Source organism: Glutamicibacter sp. NPDC055354 (assembly GCF_053644955.1).
Genome location: NZ_JBSHMB010000002.1, coordinates 540329 through 563783 on the forward strand (window position 1 = coordinate 540329; position 23455 = coordinate 563783).

Below are 23455 nucleotides of genomic sequence, written 5' to 3' on the forward strand. Positions count from 1 at the left end.
CGGGTGCAACGTGGATTTCTGGAATATTGGGGGCGAGGCAATGGGTGCCGTGCGTTTCTGGCTCGCTAATCTGTACACGCGCCGCAAGCTGACCCTTGCAGGGCAGTACCTGATATTGCAATTGCTCATTATCGCGGTGGTGCTGGCCGGGGTCATCACGGTATCGCTGACCCAGGCCACCAATAACTTCGAAAAAATCGAGGGGCGCCGCAGCCTCTCGGCCGCCGAATCGCTGGCTGCGAACCCCCTGCTGCGCGTGCTCCTGCCCGAGGCGGAGCCGGAAATGGGTTCGGCGTTGCCTGCCATGGGCGAATCGGTGCGCAGCACCTCGGGTCTCCAATTCGTGACCATTGCCGATCCCCGGGGAACGGTCGTCACCTCCAGCTACCCGGATGAAGTCGGAACCTCGATACTGCACCCTGAATCCGCCGTCACCGAAGGCCGCGGATGGACCGGGGAAATCTGGCGCAATGGCAACCACGTCTTGATTGCGCAGGTTCCGGTGCTGGACGACGAGGGGAAGATGGTCGGCATCGTCAGCGCCGGCCAAAGCTATCCCAGCACCGGCGAGATGATCCAGGAGATCGCTCCCAACGCCTTGTTCACCCTGGTCATTTCGCTGCTGCTGGGCACCGCCGGCTCAGTCTTGCTGGCCCGCCGGGTCAAGCACCAGACCCGTGGGCTTGAACCGCGGGAAATTGCAGAGCTTTTCGAGCATCGCGAAGCCCTGCTGCACGGAGTCAAAGAGGGAATCATCTCGGTGTCGCCGGATAGCCGGGTGATGCTGGCCAATGATGTCGCCATCGAGCTGCTCCAGCTGCCCAGCCACTGCGTGGGCAGGACCCTGGACGAATTGGATGTTGTTCCGCAGGTCCGCCATGCACTGACCACCAGCCAAGAGCTGCCCGACCGGCAATTCCTTGTCGGCGAGCGGGTATTGGTCTTCAACCGGATGCCGGTCAAGACCGCCAGGCGGGATTTGGGATCGGTCACCACCTTCCGAGACAAGACCGAACTGACCCTGCTGGAACAAGAACTTGGGGACAGCAAGGCCACCGCCGACATGCTCCGGGCGCAGACCCATGAATTCGCCAACCAGCTGCACGCAATTTCCGGGTTGATCCAGCTCGGGGAATACGACGAGGTCGTGGGCTTCATCGATGGCGTGAGCTTCAGCCGGAGCAAGATCTTCGAGGACGTCTCCGCGTGCATCGCCGAACCCACGATTGCCGCGTTGCTGATTGCCAAGTCCAGCGTGGCCGCCGAGCGAGGGGTGCACCTGAAGATGGCGCCTAGCTCAACCTTGGGCAGGTGCGAGGACCAGCTGGCGCGAGATCTGACCACCGTGATCGGCAATCTCGTCGATAACGCGATGGACGCGGCCGCTGCGGCTGCCAATCCGGAAATCCAGGTCGGGATCGAGGAAACCAGCGAGCTGGTGCGAATCACCGTGAGGGACAATGGAGAAGGCATCGCGGAAGATGCCATGGACGAGATCTTCACCCAAGGTTTCTCCACCAAGGACAGCGCGGTTTCCGGCGGCAGGGGCTTCGGCCTTGCCATCAGCCGCCTGGTTTGCCGCCGCCGCGGTGGAGAGCTGGCCGCGGCCAATGCCCAAGGCGCCCGGTTTACCGCCACACTCAGGAAGTAGGAAGCAAGAAGTGATCAAAGTACTGGTGATCGACGATGACTTCATGGTCGCCAAGGTGCACGCTGGATTCGTCAACAGCGAACCGGGGTTCACCGTGGTCGGCGTGGCGCACTCCGCCGGTGACGCGATCAAGGCCGCCGGCGCGCTCTCGCCGGATCTCATCTTGCTCGATATCCATTTGCCGGACATGAACGGCCTGGACCTCTTGCAGCGCCTGCGCGAAGTCCAGCCGGAGCTCGATGTCCTGGTGATCAGCGCGGCGCGGGAAATGGATACCGTGCGCCGCGCGCTTCGTGGCGGCATCGTCCACTATCTGATGAAGCCCTTCTCGCGGGATGACCTGCGCGAACGGCTGGAGCACTACGCGAAGGCCTACCAGCCACTGGGCGAAGCAGCGGACCAGGAATTGCAGCAGGCCGATGTGAACATGCTCTTCGGGCTCGGCGGACAAAAGCGCCGGCCTCTTCCCAAAGGCTGCAGCGCCGAAACCATGGAACTGGTTGAGAGCATCGTCAAGGAAGCAGCCGAACCCATCTCGGCCACCGAAACCGCGCAGAAGCTGGGCACGTCCCGGGTGAGCGCTCGCCGGTATCTGGAATACCTGGCAGAGGAAAACCTGGCTCAGGTGAACCTGCGCTACGGGGGAGTCGGCAGGCCCGAACGCCGCTACTCATGGAGGAGCTAGCCCCGGAACCTGGGTTTTGCAGATCAGGAAGCACTGTGGCTGCGTCCAAAAGCACGCAGCCACAGTGCGCGGTTCCGCTCAGCGCTACTTTGACGTGGCCTTTTCAGTCGCGGCCAAGTCTTCCACGCTTTCGGACGGAACGGGAGCCATGTAGCGTTCCAAGCTGTCGTCCAATTCGCTGAGCCACGGCGTATGGTGCGTGGCTGCCATGGTACCGGTCATGACCGAAGGATAAACCTTGTCCCGGTAGGTCATGATGTTTTTCTTCTTGTCGTTCTTCCATGCCATGAAGGTACGGGTGACCTCATCCAGGTCGAACATGGGGTAATCGGTCTGCTCGATGAGATCGCGAATGTAGTCGGCCTGGAACTTCACTTCGTCTTCAGCAGTTTCAATGGCATTGAAACGCCTCAGCCACGCATCGATGCTCATCCGCTGGTCGCCCGCTGCGGGGATCGAGGCCTTCCCGGTAATCAGATCACGGACGTACCATGCTTGGGCATCGAACATGTTGAAGGTAAACCACTGGTCCTGGGCGCCCAGGTAGTACAGCTTGTTGTTGTTCTCGGATGCGACACCACGGTACAAGGTATCCGGATAGACGTTGTTCGGCGAGTCCAGAGCCAACCCGGAGGGCAAGAACGGGTAATGGTGGAGGTAGCCGGTGCACAGGATTACCGCATCGAACTTGCGTGACACGCCATTGCTGAAATGGGCCGTGGACCCTTCGAAGCGATCGATGAGCGGAAGCTCCTCAATGCCCTCGGGCCAATCGAAGCCCATCGGTGCGGTGCGGTAGCTGTAGGTGACCGAGCGCGCACCCATCTTGAAGGACTGGACGCCGATGTCCTCGGCAGAGTAACTGGCGCCGATGAGCAGGATGTCCTTGCCGGCGAAGCGCTCGGCTCCACGGAAATCGTGGGCATGCATGAGCTCGCCGGGGAAAGTGCCTATTCCTGCGAATTCAGGAACGTTAGGGAAACTGAAGTGGCCGGTTCCGACCACGACATGGGTGAAGTCGCTGGACGCAGTCTTGCCGGTTTTCAGATCTTCGGTGGTGACGGTGAAGAGCTCGGTGCTTTCGTTGTAATCTACCCAGCGGACCACGCTGGCAAAGCGCACGTACTTCTTTATATCGGATTTCTCTGCGCGGCCATTGATGTAATCCCAGAGCACGGCTCGTGGCGGATAAGACGAAATCGGCCCGCCGAAATGCTCATCGAAGGTGTACTCGGCGAATTCCAGGGCTTCCTTCGGGCCATTGGACCAGAGATTGCGGTACATGCTCGAGTGCACTGGTTCGCCGTATTTGTCGATCCCGGAGCGCCAGTTGTAGTTCCACTGGCCTCCCCAATCATCCTGCTTTTCGAAGCAGACGATTTCTGGGATATCTTGCCCTGTTTTCTTGGCAGAATCGAAAGCCCGCAGCTGGGCGATGCCGCTGGGTCCTGCTCCAATGATTGCGACGCGTTGAGTCAAGCGTTCCTCTCCGGCCTGTAAGCCTTGAAAATCTCGCGCAGGCCGCAGTACCGGAATCCGGGATATTTGGCCGCGCGTTACAACAAATGTGCTCTAAACCAGTTCTCTAGCCGTGTGGACGGGAGGTGCAGATTTCTATATGAAAACCTTCCATAGGCACAGGCTATAAATCCCCATTCTACCAGCCGTCAATTATATGGATCTTGAATGCAGAGGTCAGTGGGTATTTTCGGAATGAGTCAGCCGGAAGAATAGCGTGCAATCGAATGCCAAAGAGGGTGGTCAGGAGTTGGTACAGAGCAGAAGGGAACGCTGTGGTGCAGCCCCGATGGAACCCGGATCAGCTGCACAGCGGAATGCGGGTGCTGGAACTTTTGCGAGAGTCTGAAAATACAGGGGCGCAACGTTGAAAACCGCGCGTAATCATGTCGTTGAAAGGGGAGCTGTGGCAGGGCTGAAGGGTCCAGCAGCTTCGTCGCGGTGCCGGGACCTGTCCGGAGGAATTAGCTCCAGGGATCAAACGAAGGACGCTACAGTATTCTGTCGGTGCTCGCTGGCCGGATAGGAGCCGAGGATCTTGATTTCCCAGGTGAAGAAGTCCAGCTCCTCCAGGGCTCGGCGTACCGGAAGATCGTCGGGGTGTCCTTCGATATCAACCATGAAAGTTGTGGCCGCGAAGCCGGAACCCACCATGTAGCTTTCCAAGCGGGTGAGGTTCACGCCGTTGGTAGCGAAACCGCCCAGAGCCTTGTACAGCGCACTAGGAACGTTGCGAGCCTGGAAGACCAATGTGGTGATCACGGATTCTGGCATGGTGGAGCGACTCGGGAGATCCTGCCGGCGTGCAAGTACAACGAAACGAGTTGTATTGGTCTGGTCATCCTCCACCCCTGTAGCCAGCGCTTCCAAGCCATAGAGTTCTGCTGCCAGAGGTGGCGCCAAGGACAGCTTGGTGGGATCATTCCAATCGCGCACCTCGCGCGCGGAACCTGCGGTATCCCCAGCAATGATCGGAGTGAGCTGATGCTCGCGAATGATCTTGCGGCACTGGCCCAGCGCATGGATGTGGCTGTGCACTTCAGTAGCGCCCGAAATGGTGCTGCCTGGCAGCCCCAGCAGATCGAATCGGATTCGCAGGTAGTGCTCGGCCACGATCTGCAGCTGCGATTCGGGCAGCAGGACGTGGATATCGGCAACGCGTCCGGCCAGCGAATTCTCGATGGGGATCATGGCCAACTCAGCTTCGCCGTTTTCCACCAGGGCGAAAGCATCCTCGAAGCTGGCGCAGGGCACGGCTTCCATATCGGGAAAAAGTTCTGTGCAAGCCATATTGGAATTGGAACCGGCTTCGCCCTGATAGGAAATCTTGTTGCGCATTGAATCAACATAACCCAGTGCCCCTTTCCTGATGAAAAACTTGTGTCAAGGTTGCGGGGACGGGGCTTCTGGACGTCGAGGGCGCGACACCTGACGATGCTTGCGCCCCTTGCCGAACGGAGCTTGGAGTGCTGATGAATTACGGCAAGGTATGCGGATCGGCGACGAATTTTCACGCGAACATAGTTCCGTTCCTCTGCTCCTGGGCCAATTGCGGTCGTTATGCTGTAGACCACAGTGCAAAGGAGCATCAACCATGGCGAGCATATTGGTTCGGCAAGATGACGGGGCATGGTTTGAACCCCAAAAAATTGGGTATGCCTTGGAATCAGAATTACAGGAGATCCTTGAGAACCACCCGGAACTGATTCCAGGCGTGAGTTCCGAAGCGAAAGCCTGTCGCGAATTCCAGTCCGAGGTCGGCCCCGCAGATATTGTCGTGGTGGATGCCGGAGGGGAAGTCACCCTCGTCGAATGCAAGTTGGCGTCTAATCCGCAGATCAGGCGTGAAATCGTTGGCCAGATGTTCGACTATGCCTCGCGTCTATGGAAGATGGACGTCGACGAATTTGCGCAGCGCTGGAGAGACCGTTCTTCCACGCCGCTTTGGGATGAAAATACTGAGACGGCGACGACACTGAAAGAGTCCCTTGCGCTGAACCTGACGCAGGGAAATTTTCGAATCGTGCTAGCGGTCGATGCAATCAATGCCCAGTTGAGACTCATGGTTGAATACTTGAATATGATGGCCGGCCCAGGAACATCGATCGTTGCAGTCGAATATGCCCGGAGGCGGCATGGGGAGCTTGAACTCCTGTTGCCTCACGTATTCGGCGAAGAATTGGCCAATGCGAAATCAACACCGGAGAATCGCCAGACCACCCGGTGGGAAGCAAGCAGCATCCGCTCCTGGCTTCTTGAGAGTGACAGGCAAAGCCTGGAAGCGTTCGACGAACTGATTAATTCTGCGCTCAAGTCGGAATTGCCATTCCTAGGGTCGAGGTCAAAATACCCCGCGGGCACGATTCCCATTTTCGATTCAATGGGAACTCGGCTTGGCACCGTATCGATATTCTATTTCAGTGTGCAAGGGCTGTCCCTGGAATTCAATTTCAAGCCTCTTTCCCAGTTGCCACTCGAAGAAGCGCCTGAATCTGAGGCCAGAGAATTCTTCTTGAATGAGCTGATTGGAATCCCAGGACTGGAAGAGGTCGGAAGGAGCCTGCGGCGCAGCAGCTTTGCCAGTCGAAAGCCTAACGTTCCGCTCTCGCAGATTCCCCCGGATTCGGTGCAACGCGTCGTCAATGCGCTAAGGATTTTTACAAGCTTTGGATCGCAGCAATCCTATTGAGCTGGAGCTAATCCTCCGGAGGAAAAGCTTGCTCACCGCCGGTAGTGCTCCGCCAGCTTCTCCAGACCCTCGTCAATGCCTACCGCAGGTTTCCAGTCCAGGACTTCATGGGTTTCGCGCTGGTCGAACCAATGCGCGGTAGACAGCTGCTCGGCCAGGAAACGGGTCATCGGCGGCTCATCATGAACCAAGTTGCGCGAACCGGCTGCCAACCACAACTTCTCGATCACCGAACCGGCCGCACGGGCCAGCCAGCCCGGAACGTTGAGCTTCGGAGCCGGGGCGCCGCCCGCCTTGCAGATGCCGGCGATCAGCTCGCCCACCGGCCGAGGTTCGCCATTGGTGACCACCAGGGCTCGCCCGTGGGCGTGGTCCATGCGTTCCAGACCGCGGACAATCGCCGCAGCGGCATTGTCGATATAGGTGGTGTCGATCAGTGCTGCGCCCTGGTCCAGCAGGGGCAGCCGTCCGGCCTTGGCCCGCTGGATGACGCGTTCCACCAGCTGGGTATCGCCGGGTCCCCACACAACGTGCGGGCGGATGGCGGTGACGCGAAGTGCTGGCGAATCGGCGCCCAGGGCATTGAGCTCGGCCGCTGCCTTGGAGCGTGCATAGAATCCATGCGCCTTGGCCGGATCGGCCTCGCCCGCACCGGCGCCCGCCAGAGAATCGCCGAAGTGCGCCACGGAAGGGGAAGAGACGAACACGAAATCCTTGATTCCTGCGCGCTTGGACGCTTCGAGCAGATTGCTGGTTCCCGCGATATTGGTGGCGGCGAAGTCTTCCCATGCACCGGTGAAGGAGACCTTGGCTGCCAGGTGGATGACCGCGTCCATGGACTCCACGGCCGCGGCGACAGCCTGCGGATCCGTAAGCGAGCCGTGGACTTCATCGATGGCTGATGCCGAGCTGCCGCGCTGGAAGGTGCGCACATGGTGGCCCCTGTCGCGCAATAGCTGGGCTACAGCGCCACCCAGCATGCCACTGGCTCCGGTGACCAGAACGCGACGGGCAGCGTCTTCATTTTTCGATGGGCTCACGGATTGCGGATCCTTCCACCTGCGAGGGACGCGGCAGCCCAGTGGGCGAGCGCGGCCCGGTCAATCTTGGAGTTGTGCCGGATATCGGTGGGCAGGCTTGGGACTACCAGGACCGCTGCCACCTCGGTGCCGGTAGCCGCGACCGCGGCGCGAACCTGGCGGGCCAGATCGCTGGCGGCCGGACCGGATTTGCGAGCCGCGGGCACCGTTTCCATGACGACCACCGCGGCCTGGGTTCCGTCAGGTCCCACGCCGACCAGCGCGGCACGGCCAGCGCCAGCAACCGACTCGACAGCGTGCTCGGCGGCTACCGGGGTAATCGCGCCCTTGGCGGTGCGCAGTACGTGGCCAAGGCGTCCTTCGACCCACAGGCGTCCGGCCTCATCCAGGTGCCCGACATCGCCGGTGCGATGCCAGCCGGGGATGGAGACGCTGAGCTGTTCGGTGATCCACAGCCGGTCGTAGCGGTCCTTGACGTGCGGGGCGCGGACCAGGATTTCGCCGGTGGCATTCGGGGTGTATTCCGGCTTGTCTCCGGCCACGCCCAGGGCATCAATCGGTGCGATGGCAACGGTGGCTCCGGCGACAGCGGTGCCCACGCACACGCCATTGCCCGCTCCGGCAGCGCGGATGCCGGCCAAGTCGATATCGGTGACCGGCAAGGCCTCGGTCATGCCGTACGGGGTGTGGACCCGGGCATTGGGAACCAGATCCTGCACCTTGGCCAGCAGATGCTCGGGAATCGGGGCGCCGGCGGACAGCATCAGCGCGACGCCTTCCAAGGTTTCCCGCTGAGCCTGGTTCAGCGCATCCTGGGTTTCCAGGACATTAGCCAGCGCGGCGGGGGAGGCGAAGACGGTGGTTGCATCCACTGCGAGGGCGGCATCTGCCAACGCGGCGGCAGTCAAGGTCCGCGGTGCGGTGACGTCCATGTCCGGGGTGACCGAGGTGGCACCCAAAGCAGGGCCCAGCAGCGCGAACGGCGCGAAGCCTGCCACCAGCGCAGAGCCGGCCTTGAGGTTGTAGGTTTCACGCAGGGTATCGCGCATGGCGGCCAGTTCGCGATGCGTGTACACCACTCCCTTGGCCGGACCGGTGGAGCCGGAGGTGAACAGGACCGCCGCATCGGCATCCGGATCGGATGGCTCGAAAACCCGGGACCCGGAAGCGGCCTGGCTGCCGGCTTCATAGAGCTCGGGCAGGGTATGGGCTACCCCCAGCAGCTTGCGCTTCGCAGCAGGCAGGTCTCCAGCGGCAATCCTGGTTCCCGGCCAGCCGAACAGCCGCGCACCGGTGAGCGCACGGTCGATGCCAATCAGGTAGCTCGGGCCAGCGCCCTTGATGGCTCGTCCCATGCCCTTGGTGCCAAGGCCGGCATCGGCCACCACAATGACCGCCCCCAGACGCAGGCAGGCGTAGATCAGGGTGGTCAGTTCAATTCCCGGTGGAACCAGCAGGTTCACCCGGTCGCCAGCCTGCACTCCGATCTGGCGCAATCCTGCGGCCAGGGCATTCACGCGCTGGCCCAGTTCGGCCCAGGACAGCGATCGCGCAGGATTGATGTCCACCACCGCGGCCGATTGGTCCTCGGTGCGCGAATCGAGTTCGGCAAGCATCGGACGGTATTCGCCCAGGGATTGGGCACGCGAGGTGTTCTTGGAACTCTTCTCGCCGGCAAGCCACTGGAAGATCGGGGTGGCAATATCGTTGTCTTCGCCCACCAAATGGCTGGAGCCTTCAAAGCGGTGTACCTGGGCGTGGGGCAGTCGCGACATCAAATCGCGCAGGTAGCGGTCGGAGAAGACCGGGTCCTTGGGTCCCCAGAGCATCAGGGCCGGGACCTTCAAGGAGCGCACTGCTTCCGAGATCTCGTCCAAGGCCGGACGGCTTGGGTGATCCTGGGAGAACGGGATATCGGCGACAAAGTTGGCTACGCCCTCACGCTTCTCAGCGTTGGTGTACGGGGCCATGAAGGCCTTGCGGATATCCGGGGCCAAGGCCGGCTGCGCCAGCGCGTGGGTTACCTGCAAGAAGGCAGGGGAAGTCTTGGTGCCCCAACCGTGCACTGCGGGATGGGACGCGAGTTTCAACGCGGCGGGAAGCTCGAAGCCTGCAGGGTGGATTGCGGTGTTGGTCAACACCACGTTCTCCAGCTGGTCCGGGTGGGAAACGGCCCAGCCCAGGGAGATGATGCCGCCCCAGTCATGGCCCACGGTGGTAATTTTGCCGGCCAGCCCCAGTGCGCCAGTCAGATCGCCGAGATCGTTGACGCGGTCGGCCAGGCGGCGGAACTTGCCGCTGCGCTCGGAGAAGCCCATGTCCAGCTGGTCCACTGCCACCACTCGCCACGGCAGCCCGTGCTCGGACACATGGTTCAGCAGGCTGCGCCAGAGGTAGGACCAGGTGGGGTTGCCGTGCACGCAGAGCAAGGTGCCGGCCGGCTCAATTCCGCGTTGCTTCAGTTCTTCGTTGTTATCCAGGACGTGCCACCGGTGCCTAGTGCCCGGGGAGTCCACCTGCGACGTGGACGGTACTTCCAGATACTTCGAATAAATGGCATCTACACCGGGGAAAAGCTCGGTCACCAGGCAATCTCCATCATCGCGGTGTTCAGGCCGGAACCCACACCCATGCACAGCACCCGGTCGCCCTTCTTCAGCGAGTCGGCTTCTTGGGACAGGGTCATGGGCAGGGAAGCCGGTCCGACGTTGCCCCACTTGGAGAAAGTGATTGGCACGCGGTCCTTGACCAGGCCGACGGCCTTGATAATGGCATTGGTGTAGGACTTGGAAACCTGATGGGTCACGTAGCGGTCCATGGACTTCCAGTTCCATCCGGATTGATGGGCTTCATCCCAGGCATCCACGACCAGTTCGAGGCCGTTATCCAGCAAGCCCTTCGTGTCCGTGTACATGCCCGAGGGTCCGCCGACACACAGCTCGTGGTGCTCGGTGCCGGCACGCGATACGCCGCCGACGATGCGGTGCGCTTCCGGGTGCGCATCCGCTGGGCCAATGACCGCAGCGGCGGCGCCGGAACCCAAGGTCAGCGTGGCGAATTCACGCATGTAGTCATCGCGCGTGGAAGTTTCAGCGTTCAGCCGCTGGAAAGTGGTTTCCTGCGTTGGCTTGGCGTCTTCGCCGGCAACAATCAGGGCGTACTTGATCTGGCCGGAGTCGATCATGTTCGCTGCCAGGCTCATGCCGTTGACGAAGCCGAGGCAGGCGTTGGCCACGTCGAAATTCATGGCGGAGGATGGCAAGCCCAAGCCGTTGTGCACCTTGGAAGCGACCGATGGCTCCAAGTTGCGGCGGGTGACCGAAGTGTTGATCAGCAGGCCGATTTCGCTGGCATCGACACCGGCCTGGGCCAGCGCCTTCTTGCCGGCAAGAATTGCAGCGTCGTCGAATTCAACGCCATCAGACCACCAGCGGCGTTCCTTGACCCCGGAAACTCGTTCCAGAAGCTTCTTGGACAGGCGAAGGCGTTTCAGGCTAGGAGCAAGTCGCTCGTCGAATTCTGCAGAGCTCACCACCTCGGGTGCGAGGACGCTGTTCACTGATAAAAGCGCAACGTTGTGGTGCTTAAAGGTGGCATTGCCGTTCAAAATGGTGCCTTCGTTTCTGCTGGACTATCTATGTGCTGCGTGCTGCATTGAAACGTCGTGGCCGATGGGTGTGCGCCATCGGTTGCGTATGTGTTCTCCCTAGGTTATTCCCTGCATGACGCCAAGACCTATTTGAGCGCGTGTTTTCAGCCGAAAGCTGGAATCAGTGCCTATGCAGACTATATCGATCCTACAGACTAGTCCTATGAGAATCATGGCAAGTGGGGGCGATCGTTCTGTGGGCCTGCTTCCATCTGCGCAGCCACAGGAAGCGCGCAGAAGCGCTCATCTGCGCGAAGTCTGAAACTCCGGACAATTAAAGCGATCCCCGTCACATTGCTGGGCCAGAGTCGCGTTGTATGGATAGCGCATCAAATCACGCTGATGCCCTCGCCCTCATCGACAAGGCGGTATCCAATGACAACTTCAAGCGTTGAAGCACAAAGCACTCTTCCGGTCGTTCTGCGATTCGTGATCTATAGCCTTATCGGTATCTTGTTCTTCTTCCTCCCCATCACCATCAACGGCAAGAGCACCATCCCGCTGGATCACTTGGTGACGTGGATTCAAACTGCCGCGGCACCGGTCGTTCCGTACATTATCTTGCTGATGCTCATCTGCGGGACAGTTATTCCCTTCGTCACCGGAGGATGGAAGGCATCCAAGGTACGTGGCATATTCGCATTCCTGAACATCTTCGGGCTGGCTGTCGGCTGTTCGCTGCTCTTCAACTTTGCCCCGGCGTGGCTCAGCGATCCGGACATGGGTCCTTTTCTGCTGGACAAATTGGTCATTCCCGTTGGCTTGATCGTTCCAGTAGGTGCCATCTTCTTGGCCTTGCTAGTTGGCTACGGGCTGATGGAGTTCCTTGGTGTCTTCTGCCAACCGGTCATGCGTCCAATTTGGCGCACCCCGGGACGTTCGGCCGTGGATGCCGTGGCTTCGTTCGTGGGAAGCTACTCGCTGGGTCTGCTGATCACCGACCGCATGTACCGTGGCGGCCGCTACACGGGTCGCGAAGCTGCCATCATCGCTACCGGTTTTTCCACGGTGTCAGCCAGCTTCATGGTTATTGTTGCCAAGGCGCTGGACCTGATGGACCACTGGAGCCTGTACTTCTGGCTGTCGCTGGTCGTCACCTTTGCGGTGACCGCCATTTCGGTGCGCATTCCGCCTTTGAGCCGGATTCCAGACACGACGTACCTGGGCATGGAACATGACAAGGAAAAACTGGTCACGGGCAATCGTGCACGCGTTGCCTGGAGCGAAGCCATGGGAGCCTCGCGGCGAGCGCCATCGCTGCTCAAGAATGTCGGCGCCAACGTATGGGATGGGCTGAAAATGGCCATGGCAATTTTGCCGTCCATTCTCTCTGTCGGATTGCTCGGACTGGTGGTTGCCCGCTTCACTCCAGTTTTCGACTGGCTAGGCTACCTGTTTGTCCCATTTGCCTGGATCGTCGGGCTGGATGACCCGTTGCTGGCTGGCAAGGCTTCGGCTACCGGCATTGCTGAAATGTTCCTTCCAGCAACCCTCATTGCGGGACACGAATCCATCGAGCTGCGCATGGTGATCGCCATCGTTTGCGTCTCTGCAATCATCTTCTTTTCAGCATTGGTGCCATGCGTCCTGGCGACGCAGATTCCGCTGAACATCCCGCAGATGGTAGCTATCTGGTTCGTGCGCGTTGTCCTGACCATCCTCATCGCGACACCAATCGTGCGCATGCTGCTATAGGTCGGCTGCGCTGACGCACGGCAGCTTGCGAAACCAATGGGTTGAACCGAGTGATGCTTTCCGATTCGACGCGACCACGCCATGTCGCGGCACTGTTGCAGCTTTGCGATTCCTGAATGCCGTTGCAAGGCGGAGACGATCCGTCGTTGAATGGTCGAACCGATACGACGGAAAGCAGGTTCCAATGAATCACTTACACGAATCAGGTGCTCCGATGCAGGGTGATCCGAGTATTCCCGACCAGCCAGAACCGCCAGCGCAACCGCCGACACCAGATGCTCCGCCAAGCCCGGCGCAGCCGGACGTACCACCAAGCCCTTCGCATCCGGATGGGCCGATCCCGCCCCCGGGCCCGCAGGATCCCACGGAGCCGGCGCCGGGGCACCCAACTGACCCCACGACTCCGCCACCGCCTGCATTCGCCTAGGCGCAACGACCGAGGCTGGCGACAACCAATGCCCTGCAGGAACCTGGTTCCTGCAGGGCATTGGCCATAACTGCAAGAAGTTGGGTCAAACGCCTATCGAGATCAAGGAGATCTGCCTCCGCTCGGCGATGCCCGTGAGCGCTTGCAGCAAGCCGGGACAGCGACGAAGCCAACCGGGTGAGCTATTTACCGAAGTCGGGATCGCAGGTAGAAGCGGAACGGTTATCGTGACCGCATCAATGTCCTCGTTCGCTATTCCGGTCGACGACGCAAGGACGCAAATCAACCGTGGGAACGCTATCGGGGCCGCTCAGGTAGCTCTACTGTCGCCGCGCATCGGTACAGTGGATCCAAGCAGTTTTACTCTGCATTGGCGACCACCCTGTGAAAGGCGCAAATGGCACATTCAGTACAGGTGAAAGATCGAATTCGTGGAGTCCTGACCGGGATGGCTGCCGGAGATGCCCTGGGCGCGGGCTACGAATTCAACGCACCGTTGCCCGAATCCGCCAAAATCTCGATGATTGGTGGCGGGTTGGGCGATTTTGCGCCCGGGGAGTGGACCGACGACACCTCAATGGCCATAGTCATTGCCCAGGGCCTGCTGGATTCCAACGGCAAGCTTGATGGTGCCGCGAGCAACTACATGGTTCGGGAATGGGCCAAATGGGCCACGAACGCACCAGACGTCGGCAACCAGACGCGGGCAGTCCTTGCCCACGCCCAGCATGTTGCGTCTGCTGACGGAAGAGCCGAGCCGACCGCTGATGATGCGCTAGCTGGTTCTGAACAGATTCACCGGAGAACTGGCCGCTCCGGCGGGAACGGCAGTCTCATGCGCACAGCGCCCGTGGCGCTGGCTTATCTGTCTGAACCGCCTGCTGCCGCATTCGAAGCTGCGGCAGCTATCAGCAAGCTGACCCATTTTGATGATGAAGCCGCTGAGGCCTGCGGGCTTTGGACAGTAGCCATTCACCACGCTGTGCTCACCGGCGAACTAGATATTCGCAGAGGTCTTGCGATGCTTGAACCAGAACGCGCACAAGCATGGGAGCAGCGCATCCACCAGGCCGAAAACCATCGACCTCGGGACTTCACAAATAACGGTTGGGTCGTTGAAGCGTTCCAAGGTGCTTGGAGCGCGATCGCCACCGCCGAACCGGAAGACGGGAACGCTCGCTTGGTTCCGGTGCTGGAAGCGGCTGTTCGCGGAGGCGTGGATACCGACACTGTGGCAGCCATCGCCGGATCGCTCATTGGCGCAGCTTCAGGGTTCTCGAGTGTTCCGGCGCAGTGGGTGGATATGGTCCACGGTTGGCCCGGAATGAGGATGCAACAGCTTGTCGATATTTCGAGTGAGCTCGCGGGCTAAGTTCTCCTGCGGGATCTTGCTTCTAGTCCCGGGCTGGTCGTCGAGCTTCCAGCTTCTGTGGCAGCACGATGCTGACTTCGTGGCGCACCCCACGCGCACCGAGGCCAGTCAGATCAATCGCTAGAAACCAGGGTCCGGTATGGGGCACCTTGATTCGGTATGGAGCACGGCGTGCCAGTCCACCGTATGCTTCGAATTCTTCTCCGTCCTGGAATGCCGCGAAATTTTCCGGATCCATCAACCGCAGATGAGCCGGTCCACTGAGAGTCACTACCAAGATGCTTCCCCGCTCAATGAAATCCCAATAATGTTCAGCAAAATTAGGCTCCGCCAATGCCAGCCTCCTCGATCCCAGGTGATCCGCCGAGCAGCGGACCCAGACCCATTAACTCAAATTCAGGCCAGTGTCGCCAACGCACCCAAGGCAAGAGCACTGTACCGGTTCGGGCATTTGCAACGGCAAAGCTGCAGGAGTCTGGAGAACGAGGCCTTCTGGTCTTTGGGGTGCGTCGCGTTGCCACCTCAACCGATGCCAGATCCGCGATCGCAAGAGGGCTAGTGGCAATTACCATTCGAGCTGCCGGCAGGTGGCATGAGCCGATCGCTGCATTGGACGAGCCGGAAGCCATCGGCTATTGGGTCCCGGATACCGGGGCAAGGAAGCAATATGACGACTCGAACGATTCGATCTCAACCGGATTGACGTGCTAGGCGGCAATTAATCCGCTGCTCGCGATAGCGTACCTAAGTGGGATGAAGTAACGCACAACTTGGGTCATGGCGGCCCAGAGCAATGAGGCAAAGTTCATGGATTTACTGACGGGCATTGGCCTGGAACAACTGCGAATGTGGATTTGGATTCTGGTGATTGGTTTTGCCGTGGCGGCGGGGCTATGGCGGAGGCACCAGCTAGTGGCGGTCGCCCTGGCCTCGGTGCTCTTATTCGCCGCTGCCAGCGCCGGTGCCGGGATCTATATCTTGAAGCGGCCAGGTGATCCGCGATGGACCATGGGCGAGCCTCCGGTGAATGCCCCTGATCTTTCCGGAATACCAGTTGTGGGCAAGCAACTGGCTCCCGTGGAATCTGCATTGGAATCGATTGCCGGGGGAGTGAATTCCTTCTGGGAATTCAATCAGGCCCTGCCGGTGGCCCTCGACTTCTTTGAACGCAGCGGCTGGGCCCTGCTCGCGGCCATTCCGCTGATCATCGCCATGATGATCAAGACTTTCAGGGCTGCCAGCCGCCGCAGGCAGGAACTGAAGAACCTCAGTGGTGCCGTGGCGCAACTCCAATCCGAGCTTGCCGCGATCAAGGGGAATTTGTCTGAGCAGGGCACTGCGGCCGAGGCTCCAGAACAGGGCAGCCAACGGGAGAACGCAGGCACTCGTAGATCGCGCCGGGGCGAATGAACGTTAATTAGCCAGACGCGAAACGGCGCCGGATCTGTCCTGCACTGCTGGACAAGACCGGCGCCGTTCTCTGCGACCCGAGTGAGATGGGGTAACTAGGCCAACGTCGCGGTATCGATTACGAAGCGGTAGCGGACATCGGATGCCAGCACGCGCTCGTAAGCCTCATTGATCTGCGTGGCACCGATGACCTCGATCTCTGCGCCAATGCCATGCTGGGCACAGAAATCCAGCATCTCCTGGGTTTCCTCGATGCCGCCGATCTGCGAACCTGCGAAGGAACGGCGTCCCCCGATCAGTGCGAAGGCATTGACAGGCAACGGTTCTGCCGGAGCACCAACGTTGACCATGGTGCCGTTCACGCGCAGCAGTCCGAGGTAGGCACTGACGTCGATGGAAGCGCTGACGGTGTTGATGATCAGGTCGAACTTCTTCTGCAGATCCTTGAAGGTGTTCTCATCGCTGGTGGCCCGGTAGTCGGTTGCGCCCAGCTTCAGTCCATCATCCTTCTTCTTCAACGACTGCGACAGAACGGTGACCTCAGCGCCCATGGCACTGGCGATCTTGACCGCCATGTGGCCCAGGCCGCCGAGTCCCACGACGGCAATCTTCTTGCCCGGCCCTGCACCCCAGTGCCTCAGCGGGGAGAAGGTGGTGATGCCGGCGCAAAGCAGGGGCGCGGCAACATCCAGATCGATGCCTTCAGGAATGTTCAGGGCGAAGTTCTCGGTAACCACGACATGCGTGGCGTAGCCACCTTGGGTCATGCTGCCATCACGGTCACGAGCACCGTAGGTACCAACACTCTGCTCGCAGAATTGCTGGTCTCCGGCAAGGCAGTTCTCGCATTCCATGCAGGAATTGACCATGCAGCCCACGCCAACGCGGTCGCCCACCTTGTGCTTGGTTACCTCTGGCCCGACTTCGGCAACGATGCCGGCAATTTCGTGGCCCGGGACCAGCGGATAGTTCTGGTTTCCCCATTCTCCGCGCACCGTGTGGATGTCGGAGTGGCAGATGCCGGAGAACTTGATATCAATCAAGACATCGTGCGGACCTACTGCACGACGTTCAATCTGCGTCGGAATGAGTCCATCAGTCGCAGAGTGCGCTGCGTATGCATTGACCATAGTTGCCATCAGGTTTTTCCTTTGTCTTGCGGGTTGCGACTGGAAATGTTCTGGACTGCGGCGATTGCCGCGGTCCGTCAGGGCAAAGCCCATGGAGAACAACAATCGACAGGCTATGAATAATCCCGGCTGGAGAAAATTTCCTTCCGCAGGTTTCCCTGCCTAAATGAGGATCAACGCGCACCGTGCTGATTGCGCCCGGGGATCGCCAGGGCAGCAGCGCCGCATGATCTTCGCTGGTTGCCCAGGTTGCAAGGCCGCTCTCAAACGATGAATGGCAGCGACGCAAGTGGCTGGCACGCGCCTATCGCCCAAGAACTGCGTCTTTTGCCAATTCCCGGTAGGCTAGTACCTGGGTCTGCATGTTCTATGCGGGCCCCAAAAGAAAATAACTCCCAGGGCTGACTGACCGTTGGTCCCGACCGCCAGTTTCGCGGTCCTCGGTAGTGACTTTCGCTAGGGCAAATATGCGCCTCAGCGCGGGTCTCGATCGAAGACCAGATCTGGGTAGGGCCACACGGTTCGCTCATCCACCACGTGGGAGCGATCGAAAGGAGCACCCCCTTAATGGAGGGTCCAGAAATCCAATTCGCCGAAGCACAGATCGACAACGGTCGCTACGGCACCCGCACCATTCGCTTCGAAACCGGCCGCATTGCCAAGCAGGCTGCAGGTTCGGCAATGGTCTACATCGATGACGAGACCGCACTGCTCTCGGCAACTACCGCTGGCAAGCACCCACGCGAAGGCTTCGACTTCTTCCCACTGACCGTGGACGTTGAAGAGCGCATGTACGCAGCCGGCCGCATCCCAGGCAGCTTCTTCCGCCGCGAAGGCCGCCCATCGACCGAAGCCATCCTGGCTTGCCGCCTGATGGACCGCCCACTGCGCCCAGCCTTCGTCAAGGGCCTGCGCAACGAGGTCCAGGTTGTCGTCACCGTGCTGTCCATCGAGCCAGATGAGCTGTACGACGTCGTAGCGATCAACGCTTCGTCGATGTCCACCCAGCTTTCGGGCCTGCCATTCTCCGGCCCAATCGGCGGCGTTCGCGTTGCACTGGTTGATGACGGAAACGGCGCACAGTGGGTTGCCTTCCCACGCCACTCCGAGCTGAAGAACGCTGTCTTCAACATGGTTGTTGCCGGCCGTATCGCTGGCGACGACGTTGCCATCATGATGGTGGAAGCTGAAGCTACCGACAACGCTTGGGAACTGATCAAGGAACGCGGCGTCCAGGCTCCAACCGAAGAGGTTGTCGCTGAGGGCCTTGAGGCTGCGAAGCCATTCATCAAGGTCCTGTGCGAGGCCCAGGCCGACCTGGCTGCTCGCGCTGCCAAGGAAACCGTTGAATTCCCAGTCTTCCGCGATTACGAAGAAGATGCCTTCGCCGCTGTCGAGGCTGCTGCTTCGACCCGCCTGACGGAGATCTACACCATCGCTGACAAGCAGGAGCGCGACAACGCTGCCAGCGCATACAAGGAAGAGATCGTTGCATCGCTGGCTGGCGAAGGCAACGCTTTCGCAGGCCGCGAGGGTGAAATCTCCAAGGCATTCGGCGCTGTTACCAAGCACATCGTGCGCCAGCGCATCCTGACCGACCAGATCCGCATCGACGGCCGCGGCCTTGCTGACATCCGCCAGCTCTCGGCCGAGGTCGAGGTTCTGCCTCGCGTTCACGGTTCGGCAATCTTCGAGCGTGGCGAAACCCAGATCATGGGCGTCACCACCTTGAACATGCTGAAGATGGAACAGCAGATCGACTCGCTGTCGCCGGTGAAGACCAAGCGCTACATGCACAACTACAACTTCCCTCCATATTCGACCGGTGAAACCGGCCGTGTTGGTTCGCCTAAGCGCCGCGAAATCGGCCATGGCGCACTTGCTGAGCGCGCACTGGTTCCAGTGCTGCCTAGCCGCGAGGAATTCCCATACGCAATCCGCCAGGTCTCCGAGGCATTGGGCTCCAACGGCTCCACCTCCATGGGCTCGGTTTGCGCATCGACCCTGTCGCTGCTGAACGCTGGCGTGCCACTGAAGGCTGCCGTTGCAGGCATCGCCATGGGCCTGGTTTCGGACACCGTAGACGGCGAAACCCGTTACGCTGCCCTGACCGATATCCTCGGTGCCGAAGATGCCATGGGCGACATGGACTTCAAGGTTGCAGGTACCTCCGAGTTCGTTACCGCGATCCAGCTGGACACCAAGCTGGATGGTATTCCGGCATCGGTTCTGGCCGCCGCGCTGACCCAGGCTCGCGAAGCACGCCTGCACATCCTGAACGTTCTGAACCAGGCTATCGACGCCCCGGATGAACTGAACGTCAACGCTCCACGAATCATCTCCGTGAAGATTCCAGTGGACAAGATCGGCGAGGTCATCGGCCCTAAGGGCAAGATGATCAACCAGATCCAGGAAGACACCGGCGCTGACATCTCGATCGAAGATGACGGCACCGTGCTGATCGGCGCAACCAACGGCGAGTCCGCTGAAGCTGCCCGCTCGGCCATCAACGCTATTGCCAACCCTCAGGTTCCTGAGGTCGGCGAGCGTTACCTGGGTACCGTCGTGAAGCTGACCACCTTCGGTGCGTTCGTTTCGCTGACCCCGGGCAAGGACGGCCTGCTGCACATCTCCGAGCTGCGCAAGATCAACGATGGCAAGCGTGTCGAGGACGTCGAAGACGTCGTCGGCGTTGGCCAGAAGCTGCAGGTGGAGATCACCAAGATTGATGACCGTGGCAAGCTGTCGCTGGCTCCAGTCGTCGAGGAAGAAGCTGAAGAAGCAGTTGCTGCTGAGTAGTCTTTAGATTCTTGCTGAAAACCCCGATTCGCTTGGCGAATCGGGGTTTTTGCTTATTCTTGCCCGGGAGCAGGTTCCTGCCAAAGTCTTTGGCGGTCCTGGATGGAGGCAAGGCCTGATGACGCAGCCCATTGGACTCTCGCAGATCTTCTTCATATTCCAAAGCGGGTGCCGCTTGGCGGAGAGAACCTATCGCGGGGGCTCACGCTTCCAATTCAAGAAGCATCTGCAGTGCCTCGCGAGAAATTGTGCGCAAGGCATTTCCACTGCGCCACGCTGCCCTGGCTAGCTAAGGTGCTTGTCGTAGAACTCGCGCAGCTGGACGCTCTTCTGCTTGGCGATGTCATCCCATTCGTCGATCGACGCCGAATCATCCGCGTAATCGGAAGGGATCTTGAAGATCTGCAGCGGCACGTTGAAGCGCTGGCAAATGCTTGCGTAGGCGTAGCCCTCCATATCGACCAACGAGGCGCCCAAGGAGTTGATGTGGATACGCTGCTCGTCATTCGAGACGAACACATCGCCGGTAGCCATGGTGACCTGGAAATCAGGAAGCAGGATTGGACCGGTAGGGTCCACATCTGCCGAGGGCAGCGGGAAATCATGCTGGATCAGTTTGGTGATCTGGTAAATGGTGTCCAAGCTCGGACGGTCTTCGCCGGCATGGCCAACAACGCCAGCGGTGCCAAGCACGACGACGTTTTTGATGCTGCCTTCAGCAAGCGCGCCAGCCAAGGCTACCGACGCATTGACCTTGCCAACACCGGAAATCAGGTGCTCGACATCTGCAAAGGCTACGGCTTCGTCTGCATGCGCAAAGACGAGCAAGGACTTCTGGTCCGACATGAACTTCCCCTCTAAAGAAATCAGTTCGGGGATTGGTGCCCCGAACGTCCTAAGAAGTCTATCGGTTACCTCCCGCGTTATGCTCTCGATTCGCCAGACGGTGAGCAGATAGACTTTGCATATGAGTGATATTGAACTTGCTGAAGTTGAAAGCTTTGCACTGGACCACACCAAGGTCAAGGCGCCGTATGTGCGCAAGATCGGGGTTGAGCACGGTCCCAAGGGAGACGCCATCTCCAACTACGACATCCGATTAGTACAGCCAAACCACGGTGAGATTCCCACGGCAGGTTTGCACACCATCGAGCACACCATGGCTGGCCTGCTGCGTACCCGCATCGATGGCCTGATCGATTTCTCGCCATTTGGCTGCCGCACCGGCTTCCACATGATCTTGTGGGGCGAGCCAACCCCAGAGGTCGTCGCCGCAGCCATCAAGAGTTCGCTGGAAGATATCGCGCAGAAGGTTACCTGGGAAGACGTACCCGGAACCGAAGCCGTCAGCTGTGGCAACTACCGCGACCATTCCCTGCACTCGGCTCGCGAGTGGGCCAAGGTCGTCCTGGAGCAGGGCATCAGCCTTGATGCATTCGATCGTTCCAAGCTTGCCTAGGCTATAGCTTGAGATCTGAAAATCCCGCGTGTTCCATTTGGAACGTGCGGGATTTTCTTTCTTAGCCGTCCCTTCGCCAAGTGGAAACGCTGGCCGTCAAAACGCAGATTCGCAGCGTCCCGTCGGCAGCAAGGACGCTATGCGCAAAATTCGCTTCTTGGCCGCGGCACTAGACGCCAGGACACTAGCTATCAGCGGATGCGTGAATTTTGATGCAGAGAGCACTGTTTATCTTGCCGGCTCATCTAGCGACCCGGAGCTGCAGACCCCAGCGCGCGCTGACGCAGAGCAGCGCGGATATCTTGACGCAACGTAGTCCGCTGACCTAGCTGGAGCGTATTTGCGCAGGCCCGATCCGATCGCCTATTTTCCTAGAATGTGATGGCTCCGTCACCACTGGGCTATTGCTTTCAAACCGCGGTTCTATGGGAGAATGAAAGACAGTGTACTTAGCTTGAAATGGCTATTCTCGACGACTTAAGGACGTATATTCGTGGCCATGATTCCATTGCCGTTGCATTCGGTGGAGACCGCGCAGTTTTCTCCGATTGACCCGGCGGACCCGACGTTGGTCCACCGAGGCGAAGGCGGCTCTGAAGTCCGGCGCAGCATCCTGCCCGGTGGCGTACGAGTCCTGACAGAAGCGATGCCCGGACAGCGGTCCACCACAGTGGGCTTCTGGGTACCGGTCGGTTCCCGCGACGAGGAATCAGGGCACTTCGGCTCCACGCACTTCCTGGAGCACCTGCTGTTCAAGGGCACTGCCAAGCGCACTGCCTTGGAAATCGCCCAGTCCTTCGATGCCGTGGGCGGCGAATCAAACGCAGCCACCGCCAAGGAATCGACCTGCTATTACGCCCGCGTCCTGGACACGGAGCTGCCAATGGCCCTTGAGGTCATCGCCGACATGGTCACCTCGGCAGTTATCGACCCGCAGGAACTGGAGCAGGAACGCGGGGTGATCATCGAGGAGCTGGCCATGGATGCAGATGACGCGATGGATGTCGCCCACGAGCGGTTCGTTGCCAATGTCTTGGGCGATCACCCATTGGGGCGTCCCATTGGAGGAACTCCTGAAGAGATCATGGAGATCTCCCGCGAGGCAGTCATGGAGCACTATCGTGCGCACTACCGCCCAAGCGAGTTGATTGTTACTGCCGCCGGATCCCTGGAGCACGACAAGCTGTGCGAGCTGCTTCTCAAGGCGCTGACCGAAGCAGGCTGGGAACTGGACCCGATGGCTGTGCCAGAACCACGCCGCATGGGTGAACCAGCGCAGATCACTTCGAAGGCCGGGCTGGAAGTAATCAACCGTCCGGGCGAGCAAGCCAACATCATCATGGGATGCTCCGGCATCACCGGCCATGATGACCGCCGTCAGGTTCTCGCAGTGCTGAACGCTGTTCTCGGCGGCGGCATGAGCTCAAGGTTGTTCCAGGAAATTCGCGAGAAGCGTGGACTGGTGTACTCGACCTACTCCTTCTCCGCCGCCTACACCGATGCCGGCTACTTTGGCATGTACGCGGGCTGCGCCCCGGCTAAAGCCGCTCAGGTTATCGGGCTGCTGGGGGCCGAGCTTGATCGGTTGGCCAAGGACGGCATCACCGAAACTGAATTGGCGCAGGCCAAGGGCCAGCTATCTGGTGGAACGGTGCTGGCTCTGGAGGATCCAGGAAGCCGCATGTCCCGTTTGGGCCGGGCAGAAATGATTACCGGAGAATTCCAGGACATCGACGAAGCACTGTCTCGCGTCAATGCCGTCACGGCCCAGGAAGTTCAGGATCTGGCCCAGGAACTGGCCTCCAAGGATCGAGTGATCACCGTGGTGGGACCGTTTGAAAGTGAAGCCGACTTGGGCCTCTAGAGTTGGGTGCCGTGCCCCTGGAATCGAATCTGAGGATTTCGATTCCAGGGGCATGACCGTTTTCTCT

General features: G+C 59.9%; 17 protein-coding genes. 9 read left to right on the forward strand and 8 right to left on the reverse strand.

Annotated features, from left to right (window positions below; all coding sequences use genetic code 11):
* The first annotated feature begins 40 nt into the window (after positions 1–40).
* Both ACWICV_RS12765 and ACWICV_RS12770 read left to right on the forward strand, forming a co-directional pair.
* On the forward strand, positions 41–1651 hold the full coding sequence (locus tag ACWICV_RS12765) for a sensor histidine kinase (RefSeq protein WP_105661847.1): 1611 nt from the start codon (positions 41–43) through the stop codon (positions 1649–1651).
* A 10-nt stretch (positions 1652–1661) separates the two neighbouring features.
* The gene (locus ACWICV_RS12770) at positions 1662–2336 is read left to right on the forward strand and encodes a response regulator (protein ID WP_400342810.1); all 675 of its coding nucleotides are present in this window, start codon (positions 1662–1664) and stop codon (positions 2334–2336) included.
* Positions 2337–2420: 84 nt separating this feature from the next.
* On the opposite strand, the gene ACWICV_RS12775 is transcribed toward ACWICV_RS12770, so the two are convergent.
* Entirely contained in the window at positions 2421–3815 is a 1395-nt protein-coding gene (locus ACWICV_RS12775; RefSeq protein WP_454091113.1) for an NAD(P)-binding domain-containing protein, read from the reverse strand.
* 516 nt (positions 3816–4331) lie between these two features.
* Complete coding sequence (locus tag ACWICV_RS12780; RefSeq protein ID WP_400342814.1) at positions 4332–5192, reverse strand: prephenate dehydratase; 861 nt, start codon at positions 5190–5192, stop codon at positions 4332–4334.
* A 256-nt stretch (positions 5193–5448) separates the two neighbouring features.
* Here ACWICV_RS12780 and ACWICV_RS12785 point away from each other — a divergent pair, with 256 nt between their 5' ends.
* Positions 5449–6543 carry a hypothetical protein gene (locus ACWICV_RS12785; protein ID WP_400290423.1) on the forward strand — a complete coding sequence of 365 codons (1095 nt, stop codon included), beginning with the start codon at positions 5449–5451 and terminating at the stop codon, positions 6541–6543.
* Between the two features lie 32 nt (positions 6544–6575).
* Here ACWICV_RS12785 and ACWICV_RS12790 read toward each other — a convergent pair whose 3' ends face one another.
* Genes ACWICV_RS12790 through ACWICV_RS12800 form a run of 3 tightly spaced genes read right to left on the reverse strand, consistent with a single transcriptional unit; the run spans position 6576 to position 11190 of the window.
* The gene (locus ACWICV_RS12790; RefSeq protein WP_400290425.1) at positions 6576–7583 is read right to left on the reverse strand and encodes an NAD-dependent epimerase/dehydratase family protein; all 1008 of its coding nucleotides are present in this window, start codon (positions 7581–7583) and stop codon (positions 6576–6578) included.
* Complete coding sequence (locus ACWICV_RS12795; RefSeq protein ID WP_454091152.1) at positions 7580–10171, reverse strand: alpha/beta fold hydrolase; 2592 nt, start codon at positions 10169–10171, stop codon at positions 7580–7582. Before ACWICV_RS12795 ends, ACWICV_RS12790 begins: the two co-directional genes overlap by 4 nt.
* On the reverse strand, positions 10165–11190 hold the full coding sequence (locus ACWICV_RS12800) for a 3-oxoacyl-ACP synthase III (RefSeq protein WP_013348415.1): 1026 nt from the start codon (positions 11188–11190) through the stop codon (positions 10165–10167). Before ACWICV_RS12800 ends, ACWICV_RS12795 begins: the two co-directional genes overlap by 7 nt.
* A 417-nt stretch (positions 11191–11607) precedes the next feature.
* On the opposite strand from ACWICV_RS12800, the gene ACWICV_RS12805 reads away from it, so the two are divergent.
* Positions 11608–12927, forward strand: a complete 1320-nt coding sequence (locus ACWICV_RS12805) for a YjiH family protein (protein WP_400290428.1) — start codon at positions 11608–11610, stop codon at positions 12925–12927.
* An 824-nt stretch (positions 12928–13751) separates the two neighbouring features.
* Positions 13752–14726 (forward strand): ADP-ribosylglycohydrolase family protein, encoded by a 975-nt coding sequence (locus ACWICV_RS12810; RefSeq protein WP_454091114.1) that lies wholly within the window; start codon positions 13752–13754, stop codon positions 14724–14726.
* A 22-nt stretch (positions 14727–14748) separates the two neighbouring features.
* On the opposite strand, the gene ACWICV_RS12815 is transcribed toward ACWICV_RS12810, so the two are convergent.
* Complete coding sequence (locus tag ACWICV_RS12815) at positions 14749–15060, reverse strand: DUF1883 domain-containing protein (RefSeq protein WP_454091115.1); 312 nt, start codon at positions 15058–15060, stop codon at positions 14749–14751.
* Positions 15061–15533: 473 nt separating this feature from the next.
* Here ACWICV_RS12815 and ACWICV_RS12820 point away from each other — a divergent pair, with 473 nt between their 5' ends.
* Positions 15534–16136 (forward strand): hypothetical protein, encoded by a 603-nt coding sequence (locus ACWICV_RS12820; protein ID WP_133832980.1) that lies wholly within the window; start codon positions 15534–15536, stop codon positions 16134–16136.
* 95 nt (positions 16137–16231) lie between these two features.
* On the opposite strand, the gene ACWICV_RS12825 is transcribed toward ACWICV_RS12820, so the two are convergent.
* Positions 16232–17275, reverse strand: coding sequence for an NAD(P)-dependent alcohol dehydrogenase (locus ACWICV_RS12825; RefSeq protein ID WP_133832979.1), 1044 nt, complete (start codon positions 17273–17275; stop codon positions 16232–16234).
* Positions 17276–17833: 558 nt separating this feature from the next.
* Here ACWICV_RS12825 and ACWICV_RS12830 point away from each other — a divergent pair.
* The gene (locus tag ACWICV_RS12830; RefSeq protein ID WP_332731277.1) at positions 17834–20065 is read left to right on the forward strand and encodes a polyribonucleotide nucleotidyltransferase; all 2232 of its coding nucleotides are present in this window, start codon (positions 17834–17836) and stop codon (positions 20063–20065) included.
* 285 nt (positions 20066–20350) lie between these two features.
* Here ACWICV_RS12830 and ACWICV_RS12835 read toward each other — a convergent pair whose 3' ends face one another.
* Positions 20351–20911 (reverse strand): phosphorylase family protein, encoded by a 561-nt coding sequence (locus ACWICV_RS12835; RefSeq protein ID WP_454091116.1) that lies wholly within the window; start codon positions 20909–20911, stop codon positions 20351–20353.
* A 121-nt stretch (positions 20912–21032) separates the two neighbouring features.
* On the opposite strand from ACWICV_RS12835, the gene ACWICV_RS12840 reads away from it, so the two are divergent.
* Positions 21033–21524, forward strand: a complete 492-nt coding sequence (locus tag ACWICV_RS12840) for an S-ribosylhomocysteine lyase (protein ID WP_105658194.1) — start codon at positions 21033–21035, stop codon at positions 21522–21524.
* A gap of 493 nt (positions 21525–22017) precedes the next feature.
* Positions 22018–23388, forward strand: a complete 1371-nt coding sequence (locus tag ACWICV_RS12845; protein ID WP_286134282.1) for a M16 family metallopeptidase — start codon at positions 22018–22020, stop codon at positions 23386–23388.
* Positions 23389–23455: the final 67 nt, after the last annotated feature.